This is a genomic window from Altererythrobacter sp. H2 (genome assembly GCF_035319885.1).
Taxonomy (GTDB): Bacteria; Pseudomonadota; Alphaproteobacteria; order Sphingomonadales; family Sphingomonadaceae; genus 34-65-8.
In genome coordinates, this window is the sequence record NZ_CP141285.1 from 1,242,631 (window position 1) to 1,269,334 (window position 26,704).

At 67.0% G+C, this 26,704-nt stretch carries 26 protein-coding genes; 17 read left to right on the forward strand and 9 right to left on the reverse strand.

The genetic code is table 11. The annotated features are described in order from the left end of the window. Positions 1–11 precede the first annotated feature (11 nt). From hemH to U4960_RS06370, 3 genes are read right to left on the reverse strand one after another with little or no spacing between them, the layout of a single operon-like run. The gene (gene hemH, locus U4960_RS06360) at positions 12–1,046 is read right to left on the reverse strand and encodes a ferrochelatase (RefSeq protein ID WP_324262727.1); all 1,035 of its coding nucleotides are present in this window, start codon (positions 1,044–1,046) and stop codon (positions 12–14) included. Next, entirely contained in the window at positions 1,043–3,307 is a 2,265-nt protein-coding gene (locus U4960_RS06365) for a xanthine dehydrogenase family protein molybdopterin-binding subunit (RefSeq protein ID WP_324262728.1), read from the reverse strand. The genes hemH and U4960_RS06365 overlap by 4 nt, the downstream gene beginning before the upstream one ends. Continuing rightward, positions 3,300–4,265 (reverse strand): Mrp/NBP35 family ATP-binding protein, encoded by a 966-nt coding sequence (locus U4960_RS06370; RefSeq protein WP_324262729.1) that lies wholly within the window; start codon positions 4,263–4,265, stop codon positions 3,300–3,302. The genes U4960_RS06365 and U4960_RS06370 overlap by 8 nt, the downstream gene beginning before the upstream one ends. A gap of 75 nt (positions 4,266–4,340) precedes the next feature. Between U4960_RS06370 and hflK the strand changes: the two genes are divergently transcribed. From hflK to U4960_RS06385, 3 genes are all read left to right on the forward strand, one after another. Then, on the forward strand, positions 4,341–5,522 hold the full coding sequence (gene hflK / locus U4960_RS06375) for a protease modulator HflK (RefSeq protein WP_324262730.1): 1,182 nt from the start codon (positions 4,341–4,343) through the stop codon (positions 5,520–5,522). Between the two features lie 3 nt (positions 5,523–5,525). Continuing rightward, positions 5,526–6,377: a protease modulator HflC gene (gene hflC, locus U4960_RS06380; RefSeq protein WP_324263073.1), complete on the forward strand. Its 852-nt coding sequence runs from the start codon at positions 5,526–5,528 to the stop codon at positions 6,375–6,377. A gap of 125 nt (positions 6,378–6,502) precedes the next feature. Beyond that, positions 6,503–8,032 carry a Do family serine endopeptidase gene (locus U4960_RS06385; RefSeq protein ID WP_324262731.1) on the forward strand — a complete coding sequence of 510 codons (1,530 nt, stop codon included), beginning with the start codon at positions 6,503–6,505 and terminating at the stop codon, positions 8,030–8,032. A 59-nt stretch (positions 8,033–8,091) separates the two neighbouring features. Here U4960_RS06385 and U4960_RS06390 read toward each other — a convergent pair whose 3' ends face one another. The 4 genes from U4960_RS06390 to U4960_RS06405 form a co-directional block, all read right to left on the reverse strand. Next, entirely contained in the window at positions 8,092–10,281 is a 2,190-nt protein-coding gene (locus U4960_RS06390; RefSeq protein ID WP_324262732.1) for a transglycosylase domain-containing protein, read from the reverse strand. 86 nt (positions 10,282–10,367) lie between these two features. Next, entirely contained in the window at positions 10,368–10,772 is a 405-nt protein-coding gene (gene msrB, locus U4960_RS06395; protein ID WP_324262733.1) for a peptide-methionine (R)-S-oxide reductase MsrB, read from the reverse strand. A gap of 46 nt (positions 10,773–10,818) precedes the next feature. After that, positions 10,819–11,490, reverse strand: a complete 672-nt coding sequence (locus tag U4960_RS06400; protein WP_324262734.1) for a glutathione S-transferase family protein — start codon at positions 11,488–11,490, stop codon at positions 10,819–10,821. Positions 11,491–11,576: 86 nt separating this feature from the next. Next, a complete protein-coding gene (locus U4960_RS06405; RefSeq protein WP_324262735.1) occupies positions 11,577–11,939 on the reverse strand; it encodes a hypothetical protein in 363 nt (120 codons plus the stop codon). 83 nt (positions 11,940–12,022) lie between these two features. Between U4960_RS06405 and U4960_RS06410 the strand changes: the two genes are divergently transcribed. Next, positions 12,023–13,456: an NAD-dependent succinate-semialdehyde dehydrogenase gene (locus U4960_RS06410; protein ID WP_324262736.1), complete on the forward strand. Its 1,434-nt coding sequence runs from the start codon at positions 12,023–12,025 to the stop codon at positions 13,454–13,456. A gap of 6 nt (positions 13,457–13,462) precedes the next feature. On the opposite strand, the gene U4960_RS06415 is transcribed toward U4960_RS06410, so the two are convergent. Then, positions 13,463–14,326 carry a YwqG family protein gene (locus U4960_RS06415; protein WP_324262737.1) on the reverse strand — a complete coding sequence of 288 codons (864 nt, stop codon included), beginning with the start codon at positions 14,324–14,326 and terminating at the stop codon, positions 13,463–13,465. Positions 14,327–14,450: 124 nt separating this feature from the next. On the opposite strand from U4960_RS06415, the gene U4960_RS06420 reads away from it, so the two are divergent. From U4960_RS06420 to U4960_RS06430, 3 genes are read left to right on the forward strand one after another with little or no spacing between them, the layout of a single operon-like run. Further along, on the forward strand, positions 14,451–15,563 hold the full coding sequence (locus tag U4960_RS06420) for an S-(hydroxymethyl)glutathione dehydrogenase/class III alcohol dehydrogenase (RefSeq protein ID WP_324262738.1): 1,113 nt from the start codon (positions 14,451–14,453) through the stop codon (positions 15,561–15,563). Positions 15,564–15,584: 21 nt separating this feature from the next. Next, on the forward strand, positions 15,585–15,977 hold the full coding sequence (locus U4960_RS06425; RefSeq protein WP_324262739.1) for a VOC family protein: 393 nt from the start codon (positions 15,585–15,587) through the stop codon (positions 15,975–15,977). A 7-nt stretch (positions 15,978–15,984) separates the two neighbouring features. After that, positions 15,985–16,485, forward strand: a complete 501-nt coding sequence (locus tag U4960_RS06430) for a prolyl-tRNA synthetase associated domain-containing protein (RefSeq protein WP_324262740.1) — start codon at positions 15,985–15,987, stop codon at positions 16,483–16,485. A 63-nt stretch (positions 16,486–16,548) separates the two neighbouring features. Here the strand turns inward: U4960_RS06430 and U4960_RS06435 are convergent, their stop codons facing one another. Further along, positions 16,549–17,376, reverse strand: a complete 828-nt coding sequence (locus tag U4960_RS06435; protein WP_324262741.1) for a flagellin — start codon at positions 17,374–17,376, stop codon at positions 16,549–16,551. 207 nt (positions 17,377–17,583) lie between these two features. Between U4960_RS06435 and U4960_RS06440 the strand changes: the two genes are divergently transcribed. The 10 genes from U4960_RS06440 to U4960_RS06485 all read left to right on the forward strand — a co-directional run bounded on the left by U4960_RS06440 (position 17,584) and on the right by U4960_RS06485 (position 26,692). Further along, positions 17,584–18,846: a sigma-54 interaction domain-containing protein gene (locus U4960_RS06440; protein WP_324262742.1), complete on the forward strand. Its 1,263-nt coding sequence runs from the start codon at positions 17,584–17,586 to the stop codon at positions 18,844–18,846. Then, a complete protein-coding gene (gene fliE / locus U4960_RS06445; RefSeq protein ID WP_324262743.1) occupies positions 18,843–19,193 on the forward strand; it encodes a flagellar hook-basal body complex protein FliE in 351 nt (116 codons plus the stop codon). The genes U4960_RS06440 and fliE overlap by 4 nt, the downstream gene beginning before the upstream one ends. A 3-nt stretch (positions 19,194–19,196) precedes the next feature. Beyond that, entirely contained in the window at positions 19,197–20,795 is a 1,599-nt protein-coding gene (fliF, locus tag U4960_RS06450) for a flagellar basal-body MS-ring/collar protein FliF (protein WP_324262744.1), read from the forward strand. Further along, positions 20,792–21,796: a flagellar motor switch protein FliG gene (locus tag U4960_RS06455; RefSeq protein ID WP_324262745.1), complete on the forward strand. Its 1,005-nt coding sequence runs from the start codon at positions 20,792–20,794 to the stop codon at positions 21,794–21,796. The genes fliF and U4960_RS06455 overlap by 4 nt, the downstream gene beginning before the upstream one ends. Then, positions 21,780–22,388, forward strand: coding sequence for a FliH/SctL family protein (locus U4960_RS06460; RefSeq protein WP_324262746.1), 609 nt, complete (start codon positions 21,780–21,782; stop codon positions 22,386–22,388). The genes U4960_RS06455 and U4960_RS06460 overlap by 17 nt, the downstream gene beginning before the upstream one ends. Beyond that, positions 22,385–23,716: a FliI/YscN family ATPase gene (locus U4960_RS06465; RefSeq protein ID WP_324262747.1), complete on the forward strand. Its 1,332-nt coding sequence runs from the start codon at positions 22,385–22,387 to the stop codon at positions 23,714–23,716. Before U4960_RS06460 ends, U4960_RS06465 begins: the two co-directional genes overlap by 4 nt. Beyond that, on the forward strand, positions 23,709–24,134 hold the full coding sequence (locus U4960_RS06470; protein ID WP_324262748.1) for a hypothetical protein: 426 nt from the start codon (positions 23,709–23,711) through the stop codon (positions 24,132–24,134). The genes U4960_RS06465 and U4960_RS06470 overlap by 8 nt, the downstream gene beginning before the upstream one ends. A gap of 152 nt (positions 24,135–24,286) precedes the next feature. Next, a complete protein-coding gene (locus U4960_RS06475; RefSeq protein WP_324262749.1) occupies positions 24,287–25,189 on the forward strand; it encodes a hypothetical protein in 903 nt (300 codons plus the stop codon). Between the two features lie 31 nt (positions 25,190–25,220). Then, on the forward strand, positions 25,221–25,805 hold the full coding sequence (locus U4960_RS06480; RefSeq protein WP_324262750.1) for a flagellar basal body-associated FliL family protein: 585 nt from the start codon (positions 25,221–25,223) through the stop codon (positions 25,803–25,805). Beyond that, a complete protein-coding gene (locus tag U4960_RS06485) occupies positions 25,802–26,692 on the forward strand; it encodes a FliM/FliN family flagellar motor switch protein (protein WP_324262751.1) in 891 nt (296 codons plus the stop codon). The genes U4960_RS06480 and U4960_RS06485 overlap by 4 nt, the downstream gene beginning before the upstream one ends. The last annotated feature ends 12 nt before the right edge of the window (positions 26,693–26,704 follow it).

Sequence of the window (26,704 nt, forward strand, 5' to 3'; positions counted from 1 at the left end):
GCTTTCGTGCCTCAGCCGTCCGGCGTAAGCCATCCGGCCAGTTCGCGCCGGATGATCGTTTCCAGCATCGCCATTCCCGGTTCGCCGGTGTTCAGGCAGGCCAGTGCCGCGTACTGTTCGCCGCCGGCTTCCATGAAGGTCTCGCGGCCTTCCATCGCGATTTCTTCCAGCGTTTCGAGGCAATCGGCCGAAAAACCGGGCATCGCCACTGCCATGCGCCGGGTGCCGCCTTGGGCCAGCTCCTCCAGCATGTCGTCCGTCGCGGGTTCGAGCCACTTGGCGCGCCCGAAGCGGGACTGGAAGGTGGTGACGAAGCGCAGTCCCGGCCGGGCCATCGCTTCTTCAAGCAGGCGGGCGGTCTTGCGGCAATGACAGTGATAGGGATCGCCCAGGTGGAGCGTGCGCTCGGGCATGCCGTGGAAACTGAGCAGCAGCACTTCCGGGACGAAGTCGAGTGCGTCAATCTGCGTGGCCAGATCCTGCGCCAGCGCCCCGATATAGGTGGGGTCATCGTGGTAGGGGGGCAGAGTGCGAAGGCTGGTCTGCCAGCGCATTTCCCGCAGCTTGTCCGCAGCCTTGTCCACAACCGTCGCGGTCGTTGCGCCACTATACTGCGGGTAGAGCGGGGCAAGCAGAATGCGGTCGCACCCGGCATCCATCAGGGCCTGCAACTCGTCGCCAATGGCCGGTTTGCCATAACGCATGGCCCAGCGGACGATGACTCCGCCACCCAGCCGGGCCTGCAAGCCTTCGGCCTGGGCGCGGGTAATGGCGGCGAGGGGAGAGCCCTGCTCGGTCCAGACCTTGCTGTAGGCGCGGGCGCTTTTCTGCGGACGGGTGTTGAGGATGATGCCGCGCAGGATCGGCTGCCACACCAGCGAAGGTATCTCCACCACCCGCTTGTCGGACAGGAATTCCTTCAGGTACCGCCGGACAGAAGTGGTATCGGGCGCATCCGGCGTACCGAGATTGACGACGAGCACACCGATCCGGCCGCTTCCGACACGGGGGTGGCTCTCAGGAAGGGCTTGGGGCTGCCAGGTCATAGTCCCTCGGATATCAGGGGCAGACGGCGAAACCGCAAGCCGGTGGCGGAATAAAGAGCGTTGGCGATGGCCGGGGCGGCAACCGTCACACCCAGTTCACCGGGATCGAACGGTTCTGCCTCGCTGGCGATGAACTCGACTAGCACTTCCGGACAGTCCTGCAAGCGTGGGAGGGCGAGAGAGCCGAGCCGCTGGCTGGTTGGCAATCCATCCCGATAGCTTGTGGACGCCCCGACGGCGAGCGATAGCCCGAACACCAGCCCGCCTTCGATCTGCTGGCGGGCCAGCTCGATATTGACGATCCGGCCGATGTCCACCGCAGCGGTCAGCCGGGTCACGCGCACGCCGCCTTCGCCTGCGCGGGCCGTGGCGATGCAGGCAATTCGCCCCCCCGTGGCGCTGTCGCCCATGCGGTGGCAGGCGAGCCCCTGGCCGCTCTGGTCACGGCCGGCATCCCACTGCGCCAGACGGGCGGCGCTTTGCAGGCAGGTGACCATGCGCGGATCATCGCCCAGCATGGCTATGCGATAGGACAGCGGCTCTCGCTGATAGCGGCTGGCGATTTCGTCGATGAAGCTCTCGGTGAAGAATGCCGTCACCGCATCGGCTCCGCCGCGCATCCGCCCGGTCGGCAGATGCACCGTGGCGGGTACGTGATCGACCGCCACGTTGGCGATGGCATAGGGCGGTAGCGCGCCTTCAACGGCAAAGGGGTCCGCCTCGCCGCGGGCGTCGTCAACTGCGGCCCAGGTGGTCCGGTTGGCAAACAGCCGTGCACCCCATTCGCGCGCGGTGGCGGGCATCGCAATCCGGGCGCGCCAGTCGGCAATCGTGCCATCACCGCTCAGTTTGGCCGAGAGCAGCGCCTTCGCCGGGGCACGCGGCCGGCCAGCCAGCATTTCCTGCCAGCGAGACCAGACCAGTTGCACCGGCTGCGGCGAGCATTCGCGTGCCAGCAATGCCGCCTCGATCGCGTGATCGTGTTCCAGCCGCCGGTCGAAACTGCCCCCGGCCGGCATGGGATAGAGCACCACGTCATCGAGCGAGAGGCCAAGGGCCTCGGCCGCTGCGACCCGTGCCCGTTCCGGTGCCTGGCTGGCCAGCCACAGTTCCAGCCTGCCGTCCACCAGCCGCGCGGTGGCGCTGGCGGTTTCGGGCGTGGCATGGACCGCCGGGGCGACTTCGTAGCGCAAGGTCAGGCTCGGCTCCCCCATCGCGGTGTCGCCTTCGCCGCGGGTGGCGATCCGGACTGCGTTCCCTTCCGTCAAGGCGGTTTCGAGCGCGGCGTCGATCCGGTCGCCGTCGAGCGGCCCGGTTACCTGGAAACGCGGCGCCATGGCGTCCAGCGCCTGCTCGGCCGCCCACCAGTTGCTGGCCACGGCCGCCAGCCAGCGTTTGCCGTTGACCAGCCGGACCAGTCCCGGCGTGCGCACCGCTTCGAAGTCGGTCAGTTCGGCCTGGGGCAGGGGGCCATGGCGGATCGCGGCATAGACCATGTCGGGCAGGCGCACGTCGCCCGCGAACAGGAAAGTGCCATCGACCTTGGCCGGGCCATCCAGCCGGGGAAAGGCGGTCGGCTGCTCCGCTTCCCCCGCCAGCGGTACTTCGCGCGGCGGTTCGGTGCGGAGCGGCGGCGGATCGGGGGGTTCGAAGCCCGCCGCCGCTTCGGCCAGTTCGGCAAAGCTGAGTTGCTCTGCGCCAAGCGTCACGAAACCGTCCGCGGCGCTGCATTCTTCCCAGCGCGCGCCCCACCGTTCAGCGGCGGCCATGCACAGGACGGCCCGCGCACTGGCAGCGGCGGCGCGGCATTCGGATTCGTAGGCCGAAAGCGTGGTCCCCGCAGCGGTAGCGGTGAAGCGGCTGACCTGGGCGAACCGGGCCGCAAGCAGGTCGTCATCGGCCAGCGCCGGGAAAAACGGCATCCACAGCGGTGCCCACCGCCGCGCCAGCGGGACGTTGGCATAAGCGCCGCTGACCGGGGCCGGCTCGACCGCCACCTGGCGCCAGTCCGCCCCAAGTTCCATCGCGACAATCTGCGGGATCAGGGTGGTGACGCCCTGGCCCATCTCCAGCTGGGGCACGGCCACCGTGACCACCCCGTCGCGCGCGATCTTGAGCCAGGCGCCAAAGGCGTATTCCCCCTCCACCGGTGTGAGCGGGGTTGAATAGGTGCGCGGCATCAGCCCCCAGGCAACCAGCAGGCCGCCGCCAACGGCAGCGCCAACCAGCACGCCCCGGCGGCTGACCCTCAGGTCAGCCATGCGCGCCCTTGAGCGAGGCCAGCATCCGTTCGGCAATCGCTCGGAACGCATCCGCTTCCGGCCCTTCACCCGCAGCAGGGGGCGTTCCTGCATCACCTGCTTCACGAATGGCGATGGTCAGCGGAATCCGACCAAGGAACGGCAGGGAAAGCGCCTGTGCCGCACTTTCGACGCCGCCCTGTCCGAACGGGTCGCTCACTTCGCCGCAGTGGGGGCAGGCATATCCGGCCATGTTTTCGACCAGCCCGAGAATCGGCACCCCGCCGGTCTCGAACAGCTGCATCGCGCGGCGCGCATCGATCAGTGCCAAATCCTGCGGAGTGGAAACGATCACCGCGCCGGCCGGCTTATGCTTCTGCAACATGGAGAGCTGCACGTCGCCCGTCCCCGGGGGGAGGTCGACGAGGATGAACTCGGCGTCGCCCCAGTGCGCGTCGATCAGCTGCCCAAGCGCATTGCCCGCCATCGGGCCGCGCCAGGCCAGCGCCTTGCCCGCTTCGACCAGGTGCCCCATCGAAAGCACCGGCACACCCCAGCGGCTCGAAACCGGGACCAGCTTTTCGTCGTGCGCCACGGGGCGTTCGCCGACATTGCCAAGGATGGTCGGCTGCGACGGGCCGTAGATATCGGCATCGACCAGCCCGACCTTGTGGCCGAGGCGGGTGAGCGCCACCGCCAGGTTGGCCGTCAGCGTCGACTTGCCGACCCCGCCCTTGCCCGAGCCGACCGCGATGATGGTGCGGCTTGGCCGGTCGGCCATCATGGCCACGCGGACTTCCTCCACCCCCGGCTGGGTCGTCAGCAGGTCCTTCACCGCAGCTTCCAGCCCGTCCCGCGCGTCGGGCGTCAGGCCGGTGGCATCAAGTACGGCAATCACGCGGCCGCCGGTCTGCTTGAGCGACTTTACCCGCGCTTCGATAGAGGCGGGCAACTGCTGTCTCAGGGGGTTGTCGTCCATGGCGAGGGCTCCCTAGCACCAATTTCCCGCCTGCCACCCCTGTTTTTCCGCCAATCGCCACCTATAAGGGAACGCATGGATATGTTGGACGGTTTGAGAAAACGTTTCGGGGTAGCGATGGCTGGCAAGAGCCCGTGGGGCGGTAGCTCCGGCGGCGGCTCTGATGGACAGGGGCCCGGTGGCGAGGGCGGCGATTCCGGTTCCGGCCCCGCTACAGGCGGCGACAAGAAGGGGCCACGCAACCCCTGGCTCCCCGGTGGTGGGGACGGCCCGCGCCGGTCCGCCAATATCGAGGACATCTTCAAGAACCGTGGTCCTGAAGGTCCGCGCCGCACCGGCGGCCCGCGGGGCCCCAACTTCAATCTGCCCCGTCGCCCCGGTGGCGGCAGCTGGTTGCCTGTTCTGGTCGTCGGGATCGTCTCGGTCGGCCTGCTGGTATCGATGGCGCATCAGATCGCTCCGCGGGAACAGGCCATCGTCACCTGGCTCGGCGGAAAATACAGCCACACGCTGGAACCGGGTTTCAACATCACCATGCCCTATCCGATCCACCAGGTGGACCGGGAAGACGTGCGCGAGATCCGGCTGGAGCGGATTCCGGAAGGGACCGAGCAGAAGCTGATCCTGACCGGTGACCAGAACCTCGCCAACGTGTCCTACATCATCCGCTGGAACATCAAGGACCTGCGCCTGTTCCGTTTCCAGCTCGACGATCCGCTGACCACGATCAAGGATGTCGCCGAATCCGCCATGCGCGCGGCCGTGGCGGAAAAGACCCTTGACCAGACTTTTTCTGGCGCTGGCCGTGCCGATATCGAGGAACGGGTGATGCGCCGGATGCAGGCGCTGCTCGATGCCTATCGGTCGGGCGTGACCATCCAGGGGGTCGACATCAACAAGACCGACCCGCCGGGCGAAGTGCTCGATGCCTTCCGTGACGTTTCGGTGGCTGAACAGGATGCCAATGCGGCGATGAACCGTTCGCGCGCCACGGCCCAGCGCATCCTTTCGCAGGCCGAGGGTGAAACCGAAGCCTTCGACAAGGTCTACGAACAGTACCGCCTTGCTCCCGAGGTCACCCGCCAGCGCCTCTATTACGAAACCATGGAGCGGGTGCTGCGCGAAACCGACAAGACCGTGGTCGAGACTGGCGGGGTGACGACCTATCTGCCGCTGCCCGAAATCCGCAAGCGCGCGCAGGAGCGGCCGGCAGCCGCCGCAGCCGCGCCCACGCCCACACCGGCAAGGGAGCAGTAAGTGATGGAAACCCTGTGGCAAGATCACAAGCGCTCGATCATCGCCGTTGGCGTGCTGCTGGTGCTGGTGCTGTCCTCGCTGTTCGTGGTGCCGGAAGACGAGCAGGCGGTCATCATCCGCGCTGGTCAGCCGGTCAGCGTGGTCAACCGCTTCGCGCCTGACCGGAACTTTGGTGAAGCCGGGGCCGGCCTCTATTTCCGCATTCCGGTGGTGGACCGCGTCCAGCGGATCGACCGCAAGGTGCTGAACGTCACCATGCAGCCGCAGGAAGTGCTGACCAGTGACCAGCAGCGCCTGAAGGTGGATGCTTATGCCCGTTTCCGCATCATCGATCCGGTCCAGACGGTCCGTGCGGCCGGCACCACGGACGGTGTTATCCGCCAGCTCGAACCGGTGCTGATCTCGGTCCTGCGGCAGGAACTGGGGCGGCGCTCGTTTGCTTCGCTGCTGACGGCTGAACGCGGCGATGCGATGGTCAACATCCGGCGCAAGCTGGACGAACAGGCCCGCGAATATGGTGCCCAGATCATCGACGTGCGGATCGCCCGGACCGACCTGCCCGAAGGACGTCCGCTGGAATCCGCCTTCGTGCGGATGCGCACCGAACGCGAACGCGAGGCCGAGGCCATCCGTGCCGAAGGCGACCGCGCGGCACGCGTGATTCGCGCCGAGGCCGATGCAGAGGCCGCCCGCATTTATGCCAACAGCTATGGCAAGGATGCGAACTTCTACGACTTCTACCGGGCCATGCAGAGCTATGACGCGACGTTCGGGCCGGGCGAAGGCAAGGGCGAAAGCAGCATCATCCTGTCGCCCGACAACGAATACCTGCGGCAGTTCCGCGGCCAGCGTTGACGGTTGAGCGAACGCCTGGCGTTCGTTCAATCGCGGTTCAGCCCGGGGCCAATTAGGTGGCCGCCTGCATCAGCTTTGGTTGCCGCAGATGTCGGCAAGGAAAGGAACGAGAGGACGTGAAGCCCGTGAAGTACGCTTATGGAGTGACCACGGCGCTGCTGCTCGGCGGCGCCACTGTTTCCCTCATCACCGGCCAGCCGGCCGGTGCGCAGGTCGCACAGAATGACGAGCGCCACATGGCGCAGATCGTGCCCCGTGCCGGTGCGCCGGAAAGCTTCGCCGACCTGACCGCGCAGCTCCAGCCGGCGGTGGTCAACATTTCCACCCGCCAGCGGGTCGAGGTGAGCGGCAACCCGTTCGCCGGAACGCCCTTTGCCGACCTGTTCGGCCAGCGGGGCGGCCCGCAGGGGCAGGCACCGATTACCCGCGAAGCGCAGTCGCTTGGCTCGGGGTTCATCATCTCGGCTGACGGCTATGTCGTCACCAACAACCACGTGGTCGCCCCGAACGGGCGCGGCACGGTCGAACAGATCACCGTGACCATGCCTGACGGCACCGAATACGATGCCGAACTGGTGGGTGCCGATGCCCAGTCGGACCTGGCAGTGCTCAAGATCGCCCGCGCTCAGCCGTTCCCGTTCGTCGAATTCGGCGAATCCGGCGAAGCGCGCGTGGGCGACTGGGTGATTGCCATCGGCAACCCCTTCGGCCTGGGCGGCACGGTTACCTCGGGGATCATTTCCTCGGTGCTGCGCAATACCGGTGGCGGTGCCTACGACCGCTATCTGCAGACCGACGCCAGCATCAACCGGGGCAACTCGGGCGGGCCGCTGTTCGACATGCAGGGCAAGGTGATCGGGGTGAACAATGCGATCATCTCGCCGACCGGCGGCAGTGTCGGCATCGGTTTTGCGATCCCGGCGGAAGTGGCCGCGCCGATCGTGGCCAAGCTGCGTGACGGGGAAGAAATCGAGCGCGGTTATCTTGGTGTATCGATCCAGCCGGTAACGGAAGACCTCGCGGCCTCGCTGGGCCTCGCCAAGAACCGCGGCGAGATCGTGCAGATGGTCTCGCCTGGCGAGGCAGCCGACAAGGCCGGGATCAAGGCGGGCGACATCATCCTGACCGTTGGCGGCAAGGACGTGACCCCGGACCAGACGCTGTCTTTCCTGATTGCCAATATTCGCCCCGGCGAAAGTGTCCCGGTCGTGCTGCTGCGCAATGGTGAACGGCGCTCGCTGAACGTGACCGCCGGGCGCCGTCCGAGCGAGGAACAATTGCGCCAGAGCCAGATGTTCAGCCAGGACGAAAGCGAGGAAGAGCCAGCTTCGCCGGACGCATCGATGAGTGATGTCATCAGCCAGAAGCTGGGCCTCGGCGTAGTCGAGATCACGCCGGCCATCGCCCGCCAGCTGGGCATTGCGCCGGACACCCAGGGTCTGGCGATTGCAGCCGTCGATCCCAGTTCGGACTCCGCGGCCAAGGGCCTGGCCCGGCGCGACGTGATCCTGACGGCGAATTACCGCCCGGTGCCGAATGCTGCCGCGCTGGAGGCGATCATCCGTGAGGCCGAAGCCGCCGGGCGCAATGCGGTGCTGCTGCAATTCCAGCGTCGCGGTGCCCCGCCGGTCTATCGCGCCGTTCGCCTGCGCTGATCACGGAACAATTGAACAGAAAACCCCCGCCGGACAAATCGTCTGGCGGGGGTTTTTCTTTATTGCGATCCTGCCGGCGGGGGCGTCGTCTGGCGCGGTTGCGGAGGCGCGACCTGCCGGGGAGGCGGTGCCCGGACAGGAGGGTCGCCGCGTCCCGTCGCCTGCTCCAGGAAATCATCGCTGGCGGCGGAGCCGGACGGCGGCGGCGCGCGACCGGGCAAAGTGACCGGCGGGCGGGGGCGGTCCAGCGCGGGGCCGATCTCGCCCTCGATCGGGAAGGGCGGCTGGCGCTGGCCCCCTGACTCATCCTCACCCGTGCCAGGCTCCACCAGGTTGCCCTGCTCGTCGATATAATAATATTCGCCCGGGTCGCCGTAATAGAACTCGTCGTCCGGTTCGAGCTGCCATTCGGGCAGGGTGAGCTCGGTATCGAACTCCTCGACCGGCCGGTCCTTCACCGCATAGCGCATATAGGCGGCAAAGGCCTGAGCCGGGGCGCGGCCGCCCTGCAGCCCGCCCACCGCCTTGTTGTCGTCGCGCCCCATCCACACGCCCGTGGTGATGCCGCTCGAAAAGCCGACGAAGTAGCCGTCCTTGTTGGAGCTGGTGGTACCGGTCTTGCCGGCAACCGGCCGCCCGATCTGCGCCGCCCGTCCGGTGCCGGTGGCAACGGCGCTCTGCAGCAGGTCGGTCATCCCGGCGGCGACATAGTCGGGCACAAGCTGCACCGCTTCCTTCTTGTCGTGCCGGTAAATGGTGCGCCCGTCGCCGGTCGTCACCCGGATGATGCCATAAGGTTCGACCGAATTGCCCTTGGCCGAAACCGCCGCGAAGGCGCGGGTCATGTCGATCAGGCGGACTTCGCTGCTGCCCAGAACCATCGAAGGGAAGGTGGATACCTCCGAAGTGATGCCGAAGCGCCGCGCCATCGAGGCTACGGTGCCGAAGCCCACTTCGTTGCCCAGCTGCGCCGCGACCGTGTTGATCGACAGCGCAAACGCGGTGCGCAGGTTGGTCTCGCCAGCATTGCCCCCGCTGGAGTTGCGCGGGCTCCAGCCGTCGATGGTGACCGGGGTATCGACCACCTTGTCGTCCGGCGTATAGCCCGCCTCGAGCGCGGCGAGATAGACAAACAGCTTGAAGGCAGAACCCGGCTGGCGCAGCGCATCGGTGGCGCGGTTGTAGTTGGTCTGGACGTAGTCCGTCCCGCCCACCAGCGCGAGCACTGCCCCATCCCGGTCAAGGCTGACCAGCGCGCCTTGTGCGCCGCCGGGCGTATTGGCCTGGACCGAGGCCGTCGCCGCGCGCTGCATTCCGACGTCAAGCGTGGTCCACACTTCGATCGGTTCAAACGTTTCAGGTAGCAGCAGATCGAGCTGGGGCAGGGCCCAGTCAGTGAAATAGCGGACCGAGTTCTGGCCTTCTTCCCGCTTCAGGTTGACTGCCGAGGGATCGACGCTGGCGTCGGGCGCGATCTTGCCCTGTTCCTTCATCAGCCGGAGCACGACCTGCGCACGGTCAACCGCAGCCTGCACATCGGCCGTGGGCGAATAGCGGCTCGGTGCCTTGACCAGCCCGGCGATGATCGCAGCCTCACCGGTTGAAAGCTCAGTGGCAGGATGGCTGAAAAACCGGCGGCTGGCGGAATCGATGCCGTAGGCACCGCCGCCGAAATAGACCTTGTTGAGGTAGAGTTCGAGGATCTGTTCCTTGGAGAACTTCCATTCCAGCGCCATTGCCAGCACGGCTTCGCGCAGCTTGCGGTCAAGCGTGCGGTTGGAATTGAGGAAGACGTTGCGGGCCAGCTGCTGCGATATGGTCGAGGTGCCGCCGATCCGGTCGTCGCCGGTCAGGCCTTCGATGATCGCGCCGGTGGTGCGCACCGGGTCGATCCCGAAATGCGAATGGAAACGCCGGTCCTCGACCGCGATCATCGCATCCTTCATCACTTGCGGGATTTCGCTGGAATCGAGCCATTCGCCATAGCTGGGGCCCAGCGCGATCAGCTCGGTGCCATCCCGTGCGCGAACCACGATGGTCTGGCCGGGCTGGGTCGCCTTGAGGTCAGCATAGGTGGGCAGCGAGCGCGCCGCAAACAGCACCGATACGCCGAGGAACAGCAGCCCGAGCAAGGCCAGCCCCAGGCCCCACAGCAGGGCCCGGCGCAGCCATAGCCGCCAGCCGGTTCGCTCCGGCTTTGCTTTGTCCGGCCTGGCAGCTGCCCGCCGCCTGCTCCCTCGTTTTGCCATTCACCCTGCAACCGTCAGGCGCCGCAAGGCGCGCAATCCATCACCCGTGCATAGGCGAGTTCTAACCCCGCGTGAACGGGGCAGAATCAATTGTCCTCCGGCACGAACTCGATTGCTGCGCTGTTGATGCAATAGCGCAGGCCGCCCTGGTCCGGCGGGCCATCGGGAAAGACATGGCCGAGATGTCCGTCACAGGCCGAGCAGGTCACTTCGGTGCGGATCATGCCGAACGACACGTCGCGGTGTTCCGCCACGGCATCGCCTTCGGCCGGGCGGGTAAACGCGGGCCAGCCGCAGCCACTGTTGTATTTGGCATCGCTTTCGAACAGCTTCTGGCCGCATCCGGCACAGTAATACTCGCCGGCATCATAATGCTTGTCATACTGGCCGGTATAGGCGCGCTCGGTGCCCTTTTCGCGCAGGATGTGGAACTGCTCCGGGCTGAGCCGTGCGCGCCACTCCGCCTCGGTCAACTGCTTTGGTTCGGTCATTGCCGGTCTCCTCTGGCGCCCGATATGGGGGTCGGGCCTGCGCTGCTCAACCGTCGGGATTGGAGTAATGGAGCGGCGGCTGGATCACTTCCATCCGCTCGGCCAGCAGCGGGCGGAAGCTGGGGCGGCACTTCAGTGTCAGATACCAGTCGTGCGCCTGTTCGTGCCCGGCCCAGTCGATCCCGCCAAGATAGTCGGCGACCGAGATCTGCGCTGCGGCAGCAAGGTCGGCCAGGCTCATCTGGGCCCCTGCCAGCCACGGGCGGTTCATGCGCAGCCAGTCGATATATTCCAGGTGGATATGCGCCGCCTTCATCGCTTCGCGCAGGATCCCGCCATTGGGCGGCTGGCGCATCACGATCCGCTTCTTCATCTTTTCATGCAGCAGCGGCATGGTGACATCGAGGAAGAAGTTCTCGTCGAACAAGGCGACCAGCCGGCGGATTTCCGCCCGGCTGGCAGCGGTGCCGTTGATCATGGGCACCCGGTCAACGGTTTCTTCCAAGTATTCGCAGATGGCCCCGCTGTCGCACAGCGTCAGGTCTTTCGCCTCGTCACGCAGCACGGGGGTGCGCCCGGCCGGATTGAGGCGCCAGAAATCTTCGCTGCCGTCCCACGGATTGGCGCGCCACAGTTCGTAGCCGATCCCCTTTTCGCTCATCAGCAGGCGGACCTTGCGGCTGAAGGGGCAGAGTGGAAATTGATAGAGGTGCCACATAGACAGGCTTCCTTGCCGCATCGCAGTGGCAGCGTCCACCCGGTGCGAGCCGACTTGTCACAATTGTCTGTGGTCAGGATGCAGACCTAGATTCCGGACAGGTCGAGCAAGGTCAGGCAGGGGGGCAGCGCATTGGCGGTACCCCCGCTCTGGACCAGTGCCTGCGCTTCCCGGGCGAGCAAGGCGGCCACCTGTTCCCGGGCCATTCCCGTATCGTCCATCAGCCGGGCAGAGAACCGCACGAAGTATTCGCGCCCACGCTCGGCCAAGGGGGGCAGGGCCACGGCGGACGCTTCTCCGCGCGCTTGCGCCTGCGCGGTCAGCGCAAAGGTCGCCGCACAGCGCAACGCGGTGCGTTGGTCGAGTGACAGGGCCGCCTCAGCAGAAGGCTGGGCGATCGAGGGCGACGCTGCGGCCAGCGCGGCGAGAGCAAATGCAACGAATTTCATGCTGACACGTCTAGCTGATCGAAGATGAACATGCACCTGCACGCTTGCGCTGCTATGGGCCGCCTCCCACGAAAGGATTCCGAATGACCGACTATCCCCAGTTGCACCTGCTGATCGGCGGCACGAAGCGCGCAGGCGAGGGCCGCGATCTGCAGGACGTACTCGATCCCGCAACCGGCGAAGCGATTGCGGCCTTGCCGCTGGCCACGCCTGCTGACCTCGACGTGGCTCTGGACAATGCACAGGCCGGCTTTCGCAGCTGGCGCAAGGCCGCGCCGGAGCAGCGCGCAGCGGTGATGCAAAAGGCCGGTGCGCTCCTGCGCGAGCGGGTCGATGCCATCGCCGCGATCCTGACCCGCGAACAGGGCAAGCCGCTGGCCGAGGCGAAGGGCGAAGTGATCTATTCTGCCATGCTGTTCGAATTCTACGCCGGGGAATGCAAGCGCAGCTATGGCCGCACCCTGGTGCGCCCGGCGGGCCAGCGGGCGGAAGTGCGCTACGAGCCGGTTGGCCCGGTTGCTGCCTTTGCTCCGTGGAACTTTCCCGCGCTCAATGTTGCCCGCAAGGTGGGTGGGCCGGTCGCGGCGGGCTGTTCGGTGATTGTGAAACCTTCAGAGGAAACACCCGCTACCGGCCTTGCGGTGGTGCAGGCGCTGCTTGATGCCGGATGCCCGCCGGAAGTGTGCCAGTGCGTGTTCGGTGTGCCGGACATGGTCAGCCGCCACCTGCTCGGCTCGCCCGTGATCCGCAAGCTGAGCTTCACCGGCTCGACCGTGGTCGGCAAGCACCTGGCCAAGCTGGCGGCAGAAGACCTCAAGCGCACCACGATGGAACTGGGCGGCCACGCCCCGATCCTGGTGTTTGCCGATGCCGACGTGGACAAGGCGCTCGACACCATGGTGCCCAATGCCTTCCGCAATGCCGGGCAAGTCTGCGTCAGCCCCACTCGCTTCCTGGTTGAGGAACCGGTATTCGAGCGATTCCGCGACGGCTTTGTCGAGCGGGTCAAGGCCATCACGGTCGGCAACGGGATGGATCCGGCCAGCAAGATGGGCCCGATGGCCAGCCCGCGCGGGCCGGACCAGATCGAGCGCATGGTGGGCGACGCCCGCGATCAGGGCGCCGTGGTCGCAAGCGGGGGCGAGCGGATCGGCAACCAGGGGTTCTTCTTCCAGCCGACCGTGCTGGCCGAAGTGCCGTTGGCGGCCGAGATCATGCAGGAGGAGCCGTTCGGCCCGGTCGCGATCGTCAACCGCTATGCCGGTGAAGAGGCGATGATCGAAGAAGCCAACCGGCTGCCCTACGGCCTCGCCGCTTATGCCTGGACTTCCAGCCCCGCGCGGCGGAGCCGGCTGGCGGCAGAGATCGAGGCCGGGATGCTGGCGATCAATCACCCCTCGGTCAGCGCGGTCGATGCGCCGTTCGGCGGCGTCAAGTGGTCGGGCCACGGGCACGAAGACGGGATGGAAGGGGTCATGGCCTGCATGGTGGCCAAGACCGTGCACGAAGGGGAATAAGCGCCCCTAGTAGCAATCCCAGTTGTAGAAGACCTTGCTGAAGTCCCGCTTCAGCAGGTCTTCGCGGCGGATGGCGAAGTGCCCCTGGCCGCTGTCGCCCCACATCAGCACCCCGTCACTGGTCCACAGGTGCAGCAGCACGCGGTCAACGTCGCGGAATGCGGTTTCGTAGCGCCAGTCGGACTGGGTGAACTCCGGATGGCCGCCGACACGCCAGTTGCTCTGTTTCAGCGGATCAAGCGTGTTGATATGGTCGTAGAGCGCATCATGCGCGGCGGTGTCGAGGTGTTTTCCGACCGCTTCATGGAACTGCCACACGCCGATGTCGGGCCGGTGGGTGAAGGGCTGCGCCGTGAGCGCCACGCCCTTCGGCACGATGCCGGGATCCAGCGGCGAGAAATCGTCGACATAACGCTGCCCCTCGGTCACCGGCCCGGTCTCCAGGCGCCCCGGGGTGGTCAGATCCTCGCGGAAAATCACCTTGAAGCCGCCCTGCTGCGGGTTTTCGAAATTGAGGCCGTAGAGGTCGTCGCGCGCGATGAAGAACTGCAGTACGCCGCTGGTGGGATAATCGGGCAGCGGCGGCAGGGCGGCAAAGTCGATCTGGGCGAGGAAAGTCATCCTCTTGCCTCCGGCATCGACCGGCCAGCTTTCCCCATCCGGCAGCCACACCGGGCCGCCGATCCGCGAGCCGTTCGGCGTGTGCGGTGCCTGGCCTGCCGGGACCAGCTCCAGCGCGGGCAGGGTATTGGCCGCCTGCCATGTCTCGTAGCGGGCGATGATCTCGGACTGCAGCACCGGCCCTGCATCCGCCTGCGGCCCGGCGAACAGCGCGAGCAAGGCGGCAAACAGGGAACGTTTCGCAGTCATTCCGGCATCTTACCACCCCGACTGGCGCCGGGCGAGTGGATTTGCGCGCGCTTGCCCCTTGCCTTGGCGCGGCGGCGCGGCCAATCCCTCGCGCAAGAGGGAGAATCGCCGATGAAGACCAGCCATGAAGACTAGGGCCGCCGTAGCCTTTGCCGCCAAGCAGCCGCTCGAGATTGTCGAGCTTGACCTGGAAGGCCCCAAAGCCGGTGAGGTACTGGTCGAGATCATGGCGACCGGCATCTGCCACACCGACGCCTACACCCTCGACGGTTTCGATTCCGAGGGCATCTTTCCCAGCGTTCTGGGCCATGAAGGTGCCGGGATCGTGCGCGAAGTCGGCGCAGGCGTGACCAGCGTGAAGCCGGGCGATCACGTGATCCCGCTCTACACCCCCGAATGCCGCCAGTGTAAGTCGTGCCTCAGCGGCAAGACCAACCTGTGTACCGCGATCCGCGCCACCCAGGGCAAGGGGCTGATGCCTGACGGGACCAGCCGGTTCAGTTACAAGGGGCAGACGATCTTCCACTACATGGGCTGCTCGACGTTCAGCAACTTCACCGTCCTGCCGGAAATCGCCGTGGCGAAGATCCGTGAAGACGCGCCGTTCCAGTCCGCCTGCTACATCGGCTGCGGGGTAACGACCGGGGTGGGTGCTGTCACCAACACCGCCAAGGTGCAGGTGGGTGACAATGTCGTGGTGTTCGGGCTCGGCGGAATCGGCCTCAACGTGATCCAGGGCGCGCGACTGGCTGGCGCCAACCTGATCGTCGGGGTCGATATCAACCCGGCGCGCGAGGAGTGGGGCCGCCGGTTCGGCATGACCCACTTCCTCAACTCCAAGGGCATGAGCCGCGAGGAAACCGTCGCCAGGATCGTCGAAATGACCGACGGTGGGGCGGACTACACCTTCGATGCCACCGGCAATACCGAGGTGATGCGCACCGCGCTGGAAGCCTGCCACCGCGGCTGGGGCACCTCGATCATCATCGGCGTGGCCGAAGCGGGCAAGGAAATCGCCACCCGTCCGTTCCAGCTGGTGACGGGCCGCAACTGGCGCGGCACCGCCTTCGGCGGAGCCAAGGGCCGGACCGACGTGCCCAAGATCGTCGACATGTACATGACCGGCAAGATCCAGATCGATCCGATGATCACTCACGTCATGGGGCTGGAAGAGATCAACACCGCGTTTGACCTGATGCACGCGGGCGAAAGCATCCGCAGCGTGGTCGTGTTCTGAAGTTCAACAAGGGAGAGTACGATGTTCAATCACATCATGATCGGCTGCACTGACATTGAAAAGTCGAAGGATTTCTACGCCAAGGTGCTGGGCGTGCTCGGTTGCCCGGAGCCGATGCGGAACGAGGATGCCGAAGGCAACGTCCGCTATTTCTTCATCCATGACGGCAGCGTGTTCGCGCTGACTCAGCCGATTGACGGCAACCCGGCCACCTGCGCCAACGGTTCGACCATCGGCTTCCGCTGCGGCTCGGGCGAGAAGGTCAAGGAACTGCACGACGTGGCGGTGGCCAATGGCGCGACCTCGATCGAAGGCGCGCCGGGCGTGCGCAACGGCAGCATGGGCCCGATGCACCTGAGCTATTTCCGCGACCTCGACGGCCACAAAATCTGCGGCATCCACCAGGGCGCGTGATCGGCTGATGCGCGGCGAGGCGGGACTGCTGGCTGACCTTGCGTCGCTTGTTGTCCCCTTCGCCGCGCACGAGCACGAGGCAGTCTTTACTGTCGAGCAAAGCAGCCGGGTCGATGCGGATATCCCCGGCCGCCACACCAAGAACCTGTTCCTGAAGGACACCGGCGGCGCGTTCTGGCTGGTCACCGTTCCGGCAGAGGCGCGGGTGGACCTGAAGGCCCTGCCAGCCGCCATCGGTTGCAAGCGGGTCAGCTTCGGCAAGCCCGATGACATGGCACGGCTGATCGGGATTGCGCCGGGTTCGGTCACGCCGCTGGCGATGATCAATGCCGCGCCAGGCTCTGTCACGGTGGTGATCGACGCGGGTCTCGCCGCGGCTGACCGCATGAATGTCCACCCCTTGCGCAATACCGGAACCCTGGGCCTGGCGGGCGCCGACGTCTTGCGCCTCTTGCGCCACTGGGGCCATGCGCCGGTGATCGCGCCCATCCCGGTCATCGCCGGATAACGGGAAAACCCGGCGCCTCCACCATGGGAGACGCCGGGCACCAGGGGTTCAGGCAGGCGGGTCTTAACGCAGCAGCGAGAGGACGTTCTGCTGGCTCTGGTTGGCCTGCGACAGCATCGCGGTCGAGGCCTGGCTCAGGATCTGTGCCTTGGCGAGCGCGGTCGTTTCCGCCGAATAATCGGTATCTTCGATCCGCGAACGGGCATCAGACAGGTTGGTCACAGTGTTGGTCAGGTTGTTGACGGCCGATTCCAGCCGGTTCTGGCCTGCACCCAGGGTGGAGCGGGCGCTGTTGATCGTGTCCAGCTCGGTGTCGAGCGTGCCGAGCAGCGTGTTCGCAGCCGTCGCGGTCGAGACGTCATAGGAACTGGCTGCGCCGCCGCTGGCCGAAAGCGCGGTAAGATCGGCCATGGTCAGATCGATCGTGTCGGTGGTGTTTGCGCCGGCCTGGACTGTAACCGTGGCAGTGCTGGCATCGAACAGCTTCACGCCGTTGAATTCGGTGTTGGTGATGACCTGATCGATCTGCGCGGTCAGTTCATCGACTTCAGCCTGCATATAAGCACGGTCGGTCGCGTCCTGATAGGTACCCGACGACGACTGGACGGCCAGTTCACGAACGCGCTGAAGCATATTGGTTACTTCGTTAATCGAACCTTCTGCCGTCTGGGCCAGGGCAATGCCGTCGTTGGCGTTGCGGATTGCCTGGTTCATGCCGCGCACCTGCGCGGTCATGCTGGTAGCGATCGCCATGCCGGCGGCGTCGTCCTTGGCGCTGTTGATGCGCTTGCCGGTCGAGAGGCGTTCCATCGCCGAACCGAGCATCTTGTCGGCGGCGACGGAGGCGTTCGACGCTTTCAGCGCGGCGATGTTGCTGTTGATGACTGCCATTGGTGGTCTCCTTGATGGTTGCCGCAGCCCTGGTTGTTGTGCGGCTGCCACGGTCCAGAACGGTCCTGCTCCACCAGCTTTAAGGCCCGGTTTTTCAGGCACTTGCCGGGTCTGCCTGATAGGTAGTTTGCCCTAGGGTAAAATTTCCGACCCTTTACCCGTCCCGGGCCCATTCAGCACCGCGCAATGGTTAACAGGGGTCGGGTCATGATACGCAACAGAGCAACAGAAACGATGCGACAGCGCCATCCGGCGCTGATCGCCAGCCTGCATTCCCTCCCGGCTGGACTGGCCAATGATGCGCCCGTTCTGTGCTGCGATGACGAACCGCTGCCGCCCCGGCGTGGCGGAACTCCGGTGGTGGTGGTGGGCCAGGGGTGCCTGGGTGGCATTGCCCGCAACGCCGGCGGGCTGACGGCTTTCACACCCGATCCGCATGATGCCGATGGCACCCGTGCCGCCTTGTTGGCAGCCATGGCTCCGGCCGGGATGCCGATTGCCGCCGATCCGGCCACGCTGGCCTTGCTGGCCCTGGCCGAACGGGTTGCCGCCAGCGAGATCCCTGTGCTGGTCGAAGGACCGACCGGTACCGGCAAAGAAGTGCTGGCGCGGTTCCTCCATTCAGCCAGCCCCCGCAGCGAAGGGCCGTTTGTTGCGGTCAATTGCGCCGCCATGCCTGAAGCCATGCTGGAGGCGCTGCTGTTCGGCCACCGCAAGGGCGCCTTCACCGGCGCAAGCGAATCGCATGAAGGCTTCTTCCGCGCGGCCCATGGCGGCACGCTGCTGCTCGACGAAATCGGCGAACTGCCGCTGGCGCTCCAGTCCAAGCTGCTGCGCGCGCTGCAGGAAGGGGAGGTCGTGCCGCTGGGCGCCACGGCCCCGGTCAAGGTCGATGTGCGGGTGGTTGCCTGTACCAACCGGCACCTGCCCCGCGAGGTCGAAGCCGGCCGGTTCCGCGAGGACCTTTATTATCGCCTCAATGTCTTCCCCCTGCGCCTGTCCGCCTTGCGTGACCGGCCGCAGGACATTGCCCCGCTCGCCTTTGCCATGCTCCTGCGTCACGGCGGTGCTGGCTCAACGCCGCGCTGGATCGCGCCCGAAGCGCTGGCCATGCTGCGCGTCCACCCCTGGCCGGGCAATGTGCGCGAACTGGAAAACGTGATCCGGCGGGCTCTGCTGCTGGCAGGCGACCGGCCCCTGATTGCCCCGGCCGATATCCGCTTTGATGCGCCAGCCCGGGCGGTAGGGGATGATGCCGCCTGTCCGCCGGCACAGAAAACCCGGTCGGGCCACCTCTCCGATATCGCTTTCCGTTCCGAGGCCGACGCGATCCAGCGCGTCCTTGACGAGTGCGGCGGGCACCGGGGCGACACGGCGCGGCGGCTCGGCATCTCCGAGCGGACACTGCGCTATCGCCTCGCCCAGATGCGGGACAGCGGTCTGGTTGCTGCTGCGGGAGGCCGGGCATGAACCCGGTCGGCGGCGCGCCAGGCCTGCAGGGCGTGCTTGCCCTGCGCCAGCAGATTCTCGATCGCAACGAAGGGTTGCGCGCGCTCCAGCAGGCTACCGATACGCCGGTGGCTCCGGCGGCGGACAAGCCCGTGTTCGGCGAGACGCTGAAAGGTGCGCTGGAGCAGGTCAACGCCAGCCAGAACCGCGCCAGCGAACTTGCCGCCGCTTACGAGCGCGGCGAGGTCACCGACATCGCGCAGGTCATGGTCGCGCGGCAGGAATCCGGGGTAGCGTTCGAGGCGACGCTGCAGGTCCGCAACAAGCTGCTGTCCGCATACCAGGACATCATGCGGATGGGGGCATAAGCCATGGCCGATACCGCCCCTCCACCGGTTCTGCTCGATTCCATGCTGCCCGCACCCGGCGACTGGCGCGGGCGCGCTCAGGCATTTCTGGCCCAGCCGGCCCTGAAACGCAGCCTGCCCGCGCTGGCCGGGCTCGGCGCGCTGGGCGGGGCAGGGCTGCTCTATCTCGCGCTGGCCGAAGGGCCGCAGCGCACGCTCTATTCCTCGCTGGGTGATGGAGAGCGCGCTGAAGTGGTCGCCGCCCTTGATACGGCCGGGATCGGCTATACCATCGACAATGCGACCGGCGCGCTGAGCGTGGGAGAGGACGACCTCTACCGCGCGCGCATGCTGGTGGCGAGCGAGACCGCGCTGGCTACGCCTGAGAGCGGCACCGCCATGCTCGATACGATTCCGCTGGGGGCCAGCCGCACGCTGGAGGGTGAACGGCTGAAACTGGCGCGCGAGCGCGAGCTCATGCTGACAATCCAGGAGATTGACGGGATCGAGGCGGTGCGGGTCCATCTGGCCACGCCGGAACGATCGGTGTTCGTGCGCGAGAATTCGCCGCCCAGCGCCTCGGTCATGGTGCGGTTGGCGCGCGGGCGCAGCCTGACGCCCGATCAGGTTGATGCAATCACCAATCTCGTTGCCGCTTCGGTGCCGGGGCTCCAGGGCAATATGGTGCGGGTGGTCGACCAGAACGGGCGGCTGCTCTCCTCGGTGCGCGACGGCGCGGCTGATGGCCTGACCCTCCAGCGCGAGCACGAAGCCAAGCTGCGCGAACAGCTCGACAAGCTGCTGATCCCGCTGCTGGGCGAAGGCAACTTTTCCAGCGAAGTGCAGGTGGAACTGGCGCGCGAGGAGAGCACCTCGGCGCGGGAAACCTACGACAAGGAAGGGGTGATCCAGACCGAGGCGGAGAACCGGTCCCTGCGTGCGGCCGCCGGCGCGGTCGGCGGCGTGCCCGGCGTGCTCGCCAACACTCCCCCAGCCCCCCCCGAACTGGTGCCCGGCGCTCCGGAGGGCACTCCGGGCCAGCCCGGCGCCCCCGGTACGGACGAGGAAACCAGCGCCCAGCGCAGCTATGCCCTGGGGCGCGAGGTCGCCGTCACCAGTGTCGCCCCGGGCGGGGTGGCGCGGATTTCTGTGGCGGTGGCGGTCAGCCAGGAAGCACTCAAGAAGATTGCCCCGGCCAACGAAGCCCGCCTGCGCGCGCTGGTCGAAGCCGCCGTCGGCGCGGATGCTGACCGGGGGGACCAGGTCAACGTGATGGTCGGCAAGTTTGAACCGGCAACGCTGGAAGACCCGCCGTTCTACGAAACCGGCTGGTTCGCCACCGCTCTGCGATACGGCTCGGCCATGCTGGCGCTGCTGCTGGTGCTGCTGTTCGGGGTGCGGCCCTTGCTCGCCATCCTGCGCGGCAAGAGCGAGCCGGCGGTCGAAACTGCCGATGATGAAATCGACGTCGAGAATACGGCGGAAGATCCGCCCGCACTGACTGGTGATGCCTTGCGCGAACAGGTCGCGCTCGCCCGCCAGCTGGCGGTCGAGCAGCCGGACCGGGCGGTGGTCGCGCTCCAGCGAATGCTTGCCGCACCGGCACAGGGAACTGAACGATGACGATGCTCGAACCGATTGCCGCCAGTGACTGCGCCGCTGTGTTCCTCATGCTGCTCGGCGAAGAGGAGGCGGCGGCGCTGCTGTCGCAGCTCGGGCCGGACGAATTGCAGCGGGTCGGCACGGCCATGGTCCGGCTCGGCGAAGTCGAACCGGAGCGGATCGCCGAGGCGATTGCCGGGTTCGTCGCCGAGGCTGACAATGCGGCCCTGCCTGCCGCAGGTCGTGAAGCCCGGGTCGGTGCCCTGCTCGGCCGTGCAGTGGGTCCGGTGCGGGGCGACAGCCTGATGCAGCGGATCATCCCCGAAGCGAAGCCGCAGGCAGTCGAGATTGGGCGCTGGCTTGCCCCTGCCGTGCTGGCCGGGCTGGTCGAGGAAGAGCATCCGCAGGTGATTGCAGTGCTCCTGCTCATGCTGGATGCAGACGTATCGGCCGAAGTTCTGGCCACCCTGCCGGCGGGGCTGCAGCCGATGGTGGTGGAACGGGTGGCGCGGCTGGAGAAGGTGACCGGCGAAGCGGTTGCCTTGCTCGACACCGTGCTTTCGGCGCAGATCGAAAACAGGTTCGGCTCAGCGGCCCTGGCCATGGGCGGCGCAAGGGAAGCCGCGAACCTGATCAATCTTGCCGGGGGCGAGGTCGGCCGCACCGTCATGCCGGAAATCGAACGCCGCGACAGCCCGCTCGCCAAGGCGATCGAGGCTGAAATGCTGACCTTCGAAATGCTGTTCGTGCTCGATACTCAGTCGATGGGCCGCTTGCTGCGCGATGTCGACAACGTCCAGCTGGTCACCGCTCTCAAGGGCCTGGAGGAGGCCGACCGCGGGCCATTCTTCGCCGCCATGTCGAGCCGCGCTGCGGACGGCGTGCGCGACGAAATCGAGATGCTCAGCAAGGTCAAGCGCAAGGACGTGCTGGCCGCCCAGAAGGCCGTGATCGAAATTGCACGCCGCCTGCGCGACGAAGGCGAGATCGCACTGGGGGCAGGCGATGGCGAATTTGTCTGACCTGTGGCGGGACGAAACGCCGCACCCGGTGCCCGGCTGGATCGCCGCCCTCGGCCAGCCGCACGGATTTCGAGACGAGGTCCGCGCGCCGACTGTGCCGGAGCCGGTTGCAGAACCGGATGAGCAGGACACCGTGGCGGCAGCTTTGGCCGAGGCCTATGCGCGAGGCGCGGAAGACGCGCGGGTGCAATGCCGGGAGGAACAGGAAGTCGCCGCCGTAGCGCAGGGCCGGCTGGCGCTGGCCTTTGCGCGGCTTGATGCAGAGGCCGCGCTCGCCTTGCGGCAGGCCCTGGCGACAACGGTTGCGACCCTGTGCGAACAGGTGATCGAGCCTGCCCGGATTGACCGGGCAGCACTCGAGCAGCGTTGCGCATACCTGGCGACGCAGCTGGGTGAGGCTACGGCCCCGCTGGCGCTCCAGCTCCATCCGGATGATCTTGCCTTGCTCTCGGCCGAAACTGTGGCGGGCTGGACCATCCGGCCCGATCCGGGCCTGCCGCGCGGGGCCTTGCGCCTTGAAGGGCCGGACGGTGTCTTCGCCGATGGGCCGGAAGAATGGCGGCGGCTGATTGCCGAGGCGCTCGGCCAGTGATCGGCCTGCTGGAGCGCGAGCTTGGGCGCATGGCCGCCAGCAAACTCGACCTCGCCCCGATGCGGCTGGGGCGGGTGGTGCGTTGCGATGGCGGGCTTATCGAGGTGGCCGGGTTGCCGGTGCCGGTCGGCACGCTGTGCCGCATCGCCGGAGATCATGATACGCCCGAAAGCACTGCCGAGGTGATCGGCTTCCGCGCCGGTCACAGCCTGATGATGCTGCTCGGCGACAGTGCCATGTTGCGCCCGGGTGCGCTGGTGCGCAGCGAAGGCAGCCCCGGCATGGTCCGGGTGGGCGAAGCCCTGCTCGGCCGTGCAGTCGATGGCAACGGCCGCCCGCTCGACGGGGGGCCGCGGCCACAATGCGAGGCGCTCTGGCCGCTGGGCGGCAAGCGTGAAGGGGCGCTGGAGCGCGCCTCGGTGACGCAGCCGTTCGATTGCGGGGTGCGGGCGATTAATGCCCTGACGACGGTCGGGGTGGGTCAGCGGGTCGGCATCATGGCCGGTTCCGGGGTCGGCAAATCGGTCCTGATCGACATGATCGCCGATGCGGGGCAGGCCGACGTGACCGTGATCGCCCTTGTGGGGGAGCGGGCGCGCGAAGTTTCCGATTTCGCCCGCCGCCATCTGGCCGGGCCGCATGGATCGCGCACCGCGCTGGTCGCGGTTCCGGCCGATCATGCGCCCAACCTGCGCCTGCGCGGGGCACAATATGCCTGCGCGGTGGCAGAGCACTTTCGCGCCCAGGGGCTCAAGGTGCTCCTGATCCTCGACAGCCTGACGCGCCTTGCCCATGCCGCGCGGGAGATCGGCTTTCTGCTCGGCGAACCCGGCGCGGCGCGCGGCTATCCCCCGTCGGCCCTGGCGGCGGTTACCCGGCTGGTCGAGCGGGCGGGCAATTCAGCCGGCAGTGGCGGGTCCATTACCGGCTTCTACACCGTGCTGGCCGATGGCGATGACCAGGCCGATCCGGTGGTCGATACGGCCCGCGCCATCCTCGACGGGCATCTGGTCCTGTCGCGGGAACTGGCTCAGCAGGGACACTATCCCGCCATCGACATTCCCGCCTCATTGAGCCGGGTCATGGACGCCATTGCGGCACCGGAGCACCGCGCAGCCGCACGGGCGTTCCGGTCCCTGATGGCCAGTTGGCACGCCAACCGCGATCTGGTGATGATGGGGGCCTATCGTGCAGGGGCCGACCCGCAGCTTGACCGGGCGATGGCCCTGAAACCGGCGCTCGATGCCTTCCTCCAGCAGGAACCGCAGGAGCGGGCCGACCTGGCGGACAGCATCTGCCAGTTGCGGGCAATCATGGCCGATGCCTGACCTGCGGCGTTCCCGCAGGTTGCTGGCCCGGCTTGAACGGCTGCACGCGGTCGAGCGTCAGGAGGCCCTGACCCGGCTGGCGGAGACACGCGCCGAGCAGCGCCGGATGGAGGACATCGCCTCCCGCAGCCGGATGCTGGCAGGCGGCGGCGCGCTTGCGGGCGGCACGCTTGACGGCGCCGGGCTGGCCGCCGTGCTGGCCTTCCAGGCACGCCTGACCAGTCTGGTGAGCGATGCGCGGCGGATGGGCGAGCGTGCCAGCGCGGCGGAAACGGTGGCCCGCGCCGGTTTTGCCGAGGCTGACCGCCGCCTCGAACGGGTCCGCGAACGCCGTCAACACGCCGATCGCAAGGCCGATGAACAGCAAATGGCACGGAGCTTGCTGGATAGCAGTCAGAAACCACGGGGGCTCTTCTGATGTATCTGCTCAATCTGCCTGTCCTAGCGCCAGCCCCGCCCGCCCAGCCGGTGCAAGCACCTGCCATGTCTGTGGAGGGGCCGCAAAAGGCCTTTCCAGAGCTGCTGGCCGCGCTTTTTGAGCATGTTTCCCCGCTCATGGCATCGATGCCCATGGATGCGCAGATGCCTGTGGCCGATCAGGCCGGCAGCGAATTGCCGGATGCGGCAGAGCCGACCGGCAAGGATTTGCCGGATGAGGCAAACGTGACAGCAGATCTTGCGGCCTTCAATCCGGTTTTCGCGCTTCTGGCCCCGCTTCCGTCAGGGCTGGACCCCGCCATCGAGCCCGTAGCGCAAGCTCCGCTTCCGGGGGCGCCTGCGCCCTTCATGCCGAAGGCTTCGCCTGCGGCAGAAGCGCAGCCTGCTGAAGCGCAGCTTTTGCCGGAAGACGATCACCAGCCCGATAGCGAAACTCCGGTCAGGCCGATGGCTGCGCCCGTGGGTGCCCTTCCAACTGTGGAAGCAGCGCCGGTTCCCGTAAGGGTGGTCGAGGCGCTGGCGATAGCTGCACCGGTGCGGGAATCGCCTGTATCATCTGTGCCGGTCCAATCGCCTGCGCCCCAGCCTCAGCCGACTGCTGGCACCCAGCTGGAGCAACTGGTCGAAGCACTCGCCCAGGCGCGCGAAGCCGGCAAAGGTGCGCGGGGCGACCTGACCTTGCGCCATGCCGAATTCGGTGCCGTGGCGATCCGGATCGACCAGCTCGACGGCGATATGCGGGCCACGGTTTCCGGGCGCGATCCGGGCCTGGCCCCGGCCATGATTGCCGCGCTCGCCGACAGGGCTTCGGCCGGTCCCGGCGAACAGCACCAGCGCGGCCAAGAGGCCAGCCAGCGCGGCAGCGAACAGGGCAGCGGCTCGGCGCAGGCCGGGCAGGCCGACACCGGCAGCTCTGGTCGGCGCGGCACCCCGTCACACATGCGCCCAGGCCAGTCCTTCGGCGAACCGCCAGCCTCTGCTGACGGCAGCGACAGCGCAGCAGAAACCCGCGAGCGGCAGGGCCGCTTCGCCTGATTGATCCCTCCAATTGCAAGGATGAACAGCAATGGCCAAGGCCAAGGCAAACGATGAACAACCCGCCAAGTCGGGCGGCAAGATGAAGCTGGTGATGATCGCGGTTGCCATGCTCGCGGTGGGTGCGGGCGGGGCGTATGGTGCCTTTGCCATGGGGCTGCTGGGCGGCCACGTCGACGCCGGGCCCGATCTGCCCCGCCCGGTCGCCAAGGGGGGCGAGGATCCCTACGCGCCGCCTGCCGATACCAAGGACAAGGATGCCGGTGTCGAGCCGGTCTATGGCGAAGGGGGCAGTGAATACCGCCGCCTCTACTACAGCTTCGAGGAAGGCTTCACCTCCAACCTCAAGGATTCGACCGGGCTGGTCCAGCTTACACTGGCTGTTTCCACCACATATGACGGGCGCGTGCTCCAGTGGCTCAAGCGACACGAGCTGGCGATCCGTTCGGCGGTGCTGGTTGAACTGGCTTCCACGCCGGAGGAAGATGCCTTCACGGAGCCCGGCAAGAAGCGGCTTCAGGAACGGCTCGTCAAGGCGATCAATCGCGTCCTGACCGAACAGGAAGGTTTCGGCGGTGTCGATGCGGTCCACTTCCGCTCGTATCTCGTCCAGTGAAGGCGCAGCACGACTTTGTCGCGGAGGGCCGCGCGGCGCAGCATTGCGCCGAATTGCTCGGCCGGGCGCAGGCGCCGTTCGACATGGCGGCCGCGAGTGCCGAGTTCGCGGCTGAACTGGCGCTGTCCCTGCCAGAGCGGTTGCAGGCCCTGCTGGCCGGGCCACGGGTCATGGTTTCCGACTGGCCGGCCGAAGGCATGGCCGCCGGGGAACTGGCCAGTACCTGGTCGACGCCATCGATCCATTTTTCCGTTGCCCTGGGCCGGAATGCGCCGCGCTTTGTCATCTCGTTCGATAACGCCGCCGCGCTGTCACTGACCGACCGCCTGTTTGGCGGGCGCGGCGGGCGGCAGGACGATGTTCCCAGGGCCTTGCCCAATTCGGCGGTGCTGTCGGTCGAGCGGCTGGTCTGCGCCGTAGCCGAGACCCTGGCGCGGCTGTGCGGGCAGGAAGGGGAAGCGCCGCTGATCGCTTCGCAAGCCGCCTTCCGCAGGTTGGGCGTGTTCCGCCGCAACGAACGCTGCCTGAGCTGGAGCTTTACGGTGGAGCAGCAGGCGCAGGACCCGTGGAGCCTGCGCCTCGCAGTGCCGGAAGCCGCCATGCGTGCCGTGCTGGAATCCCGCGCCGGGGGTAGTGCCGCACCGGCACCCGCAACGATGCGCGGGCCGGATGCCGAACCGTTCGGTGCGATCCCGCTCCCGCTCACCGCGGTGCTGGCAGAGCTGCGTCTGCCGCTTGCCCAGCTGGCTGCGCTCCAGCCGGGGCAGTGCATTCCTCTTTCCATCCGCCGCGAGGTTCCGCTCGCAATCGGCCAGCGCATCATTGCGGCGGGTACGGTCGGCACGCTCGACGAGCGGGTCGCGCTGCGCCTGACGCAGATCAACTGATCAAGGAGACCT

Bases quoted from the DNA above. Each gene is read 5' to 3' on its own strand.
- U4960_RS06425 (WP_324262739.1), top strand. From the start codon at position 15,585: ATGTTCAATCACATCATGATCGGCTGCACTGACATTGAAAAGTCGAAG.
- U4960_RS06430 (WP_324262740.1), top strand. From the start codon at position 15,985: ATGCGCGGCGAGGCGGGACTGCTGGCTGACCTTGCGTCGCTTGTTGTC.
- U4960_RS06390 (WP_324262732.1), bottom strand. From the start codon at position 10,281: ATGGCAAAACGAGGGAGCAGGCGGCGGGCAGCTGCCAGGCCGGACAAA.
- U4960_RS06480 (WP_324262750.1), top strand. From the start codon at position 25,221: ATGGCCAAGGCCAAGGCAAACGATGAACAACCCGCCAAGTCGGGCGGC.
- hflC (WP_324263073.1), top strand. From the start codon at position 5,526: ATGGAAACCCTGTGGCAAGATCACAAGCGCTCGATCATCGCCGTTGGC.
- fliF (WP_324262744.1), top strand. From the start codon at position 19,197: ATGGCCGATACCGCCCCTCCACCGGTTCTGCTCGATTCCATGCTGCCC.
- fliE (WP_324262743.1), top strand. From the start codon at position 18,843: ATGAACCCGGTCGGCGGCGCGCCAGGCCTGCAGGGCGTGCTTGCCCTG.
- U4960_RS06415 (WP_324262737.1), bottom strand. From the start codon at position 14,326: ATGACTGCGAAACGTTCCCTGTTTGCCGCCTTGCTCGCGCTGTTCGCC.
- U4960_RS06365 (WP_324262728.1), bottom strand. From the start codon at position 3,307: ATGGCTGACCTGAGGGTCAGCCGCCGGGGCGTGCTGGTTGGCGCTGCC.
- U4960_RS06400 (WP_324262734.1), bottom strand. From the start codon at position 11,490: ATGTGGCACCTCTATCAATTTCCACTCTGCCCCTTCAGCCGCAAGGTC.
- hemH (WP_324262727.1), bottom strand. From the start codon at position 1,046: ATGACCTGGCAGCCCCAAGCCCTTCCTGAGAGCCACCCCCGTGTCGGA.
- U4960_RS06420 (WP_324262738.1), top strand. From the start codon at position 14,451: ATGAAGACTAGGGCCGCCGTAGCCTTTGCCGCCAAGCAGCCGCTCGAG.
- U4960_RS06475 (WP_324262749.1), top strand. From the start codon at position 24,287: ATGGATGCGCAGATGCCTGTGGCCGATCAGGCCGGCAGCGAATTGCCG.
- msrB (WP_324262733.1), bottom strand. From the start codon at position 10,772: ATGACCGAACCAAAGCAGTTGACCGAGGCGGAGTGGCGCGCACGGCTC.
- U4960_RS06455 (WP_324262745.1), top strand. From the start codon at position 20,792: ATGACGATGCTCGAACCGATTGCCGCCAGTGACTGCGCCGCTGTGTTC.
- hflK (WP_324262730.1), top strand. From the start codon at position 4,341: ATGGATATGTTGGACGGTTTGAGAAAACGTTTCGGGGTAGCGATGGCT.
- U4960_RS06435 (WP_324262741.1), bottom strand. From the start codon at position 17,376: ATGGCAGTCATCAACAGCAACATCGCCGCGCTGAAAGCGTCGAACGCC.
- U4960_RS06440 (WP_324262742.1), top strand. From the start codon at position 17,584: ATGATACGCAACAGAGCAACAGAAACGATGCGACAGCGCCATCCGGCG.
- U4960_RS06410 (WP_324262736.1), top strand. From the start codon at position 12,023: ATGACCGACTATCCCCAGTTGCACCTGCTGATCGGCGGCACGAAGCGC.
- U4960_RS06405 (WP_324262735.1), bottom strand. From the start codon at position 11,939: ATGAAATTCGTTGCATTTGCTCTCGCCGCGCTGGCCGCAGCGTCGCCC.
- U4960_RS06460 (WP_324262746.1), top strand. From the start codon at position 21,780: ATGGCGAATTTGTCTGACCTGTGGCGGGACGAAACGCCGCACCCGGTG.
- U4960_RS06370 (WP_324262729.1), bottom strand. From the start codon at position 4,265: ATGGACGACAACCCCCTGAGACAGCAGTTGCCCGCCTCTATCGAAGCG.
- U4960_RS06470 (WP_324262748.1), top strand. From the start codon at position 23,709: ATGCCTGACCTGCGGCGTTCCCGCAGGTTGCTGGCCCGGCTTGAACGG.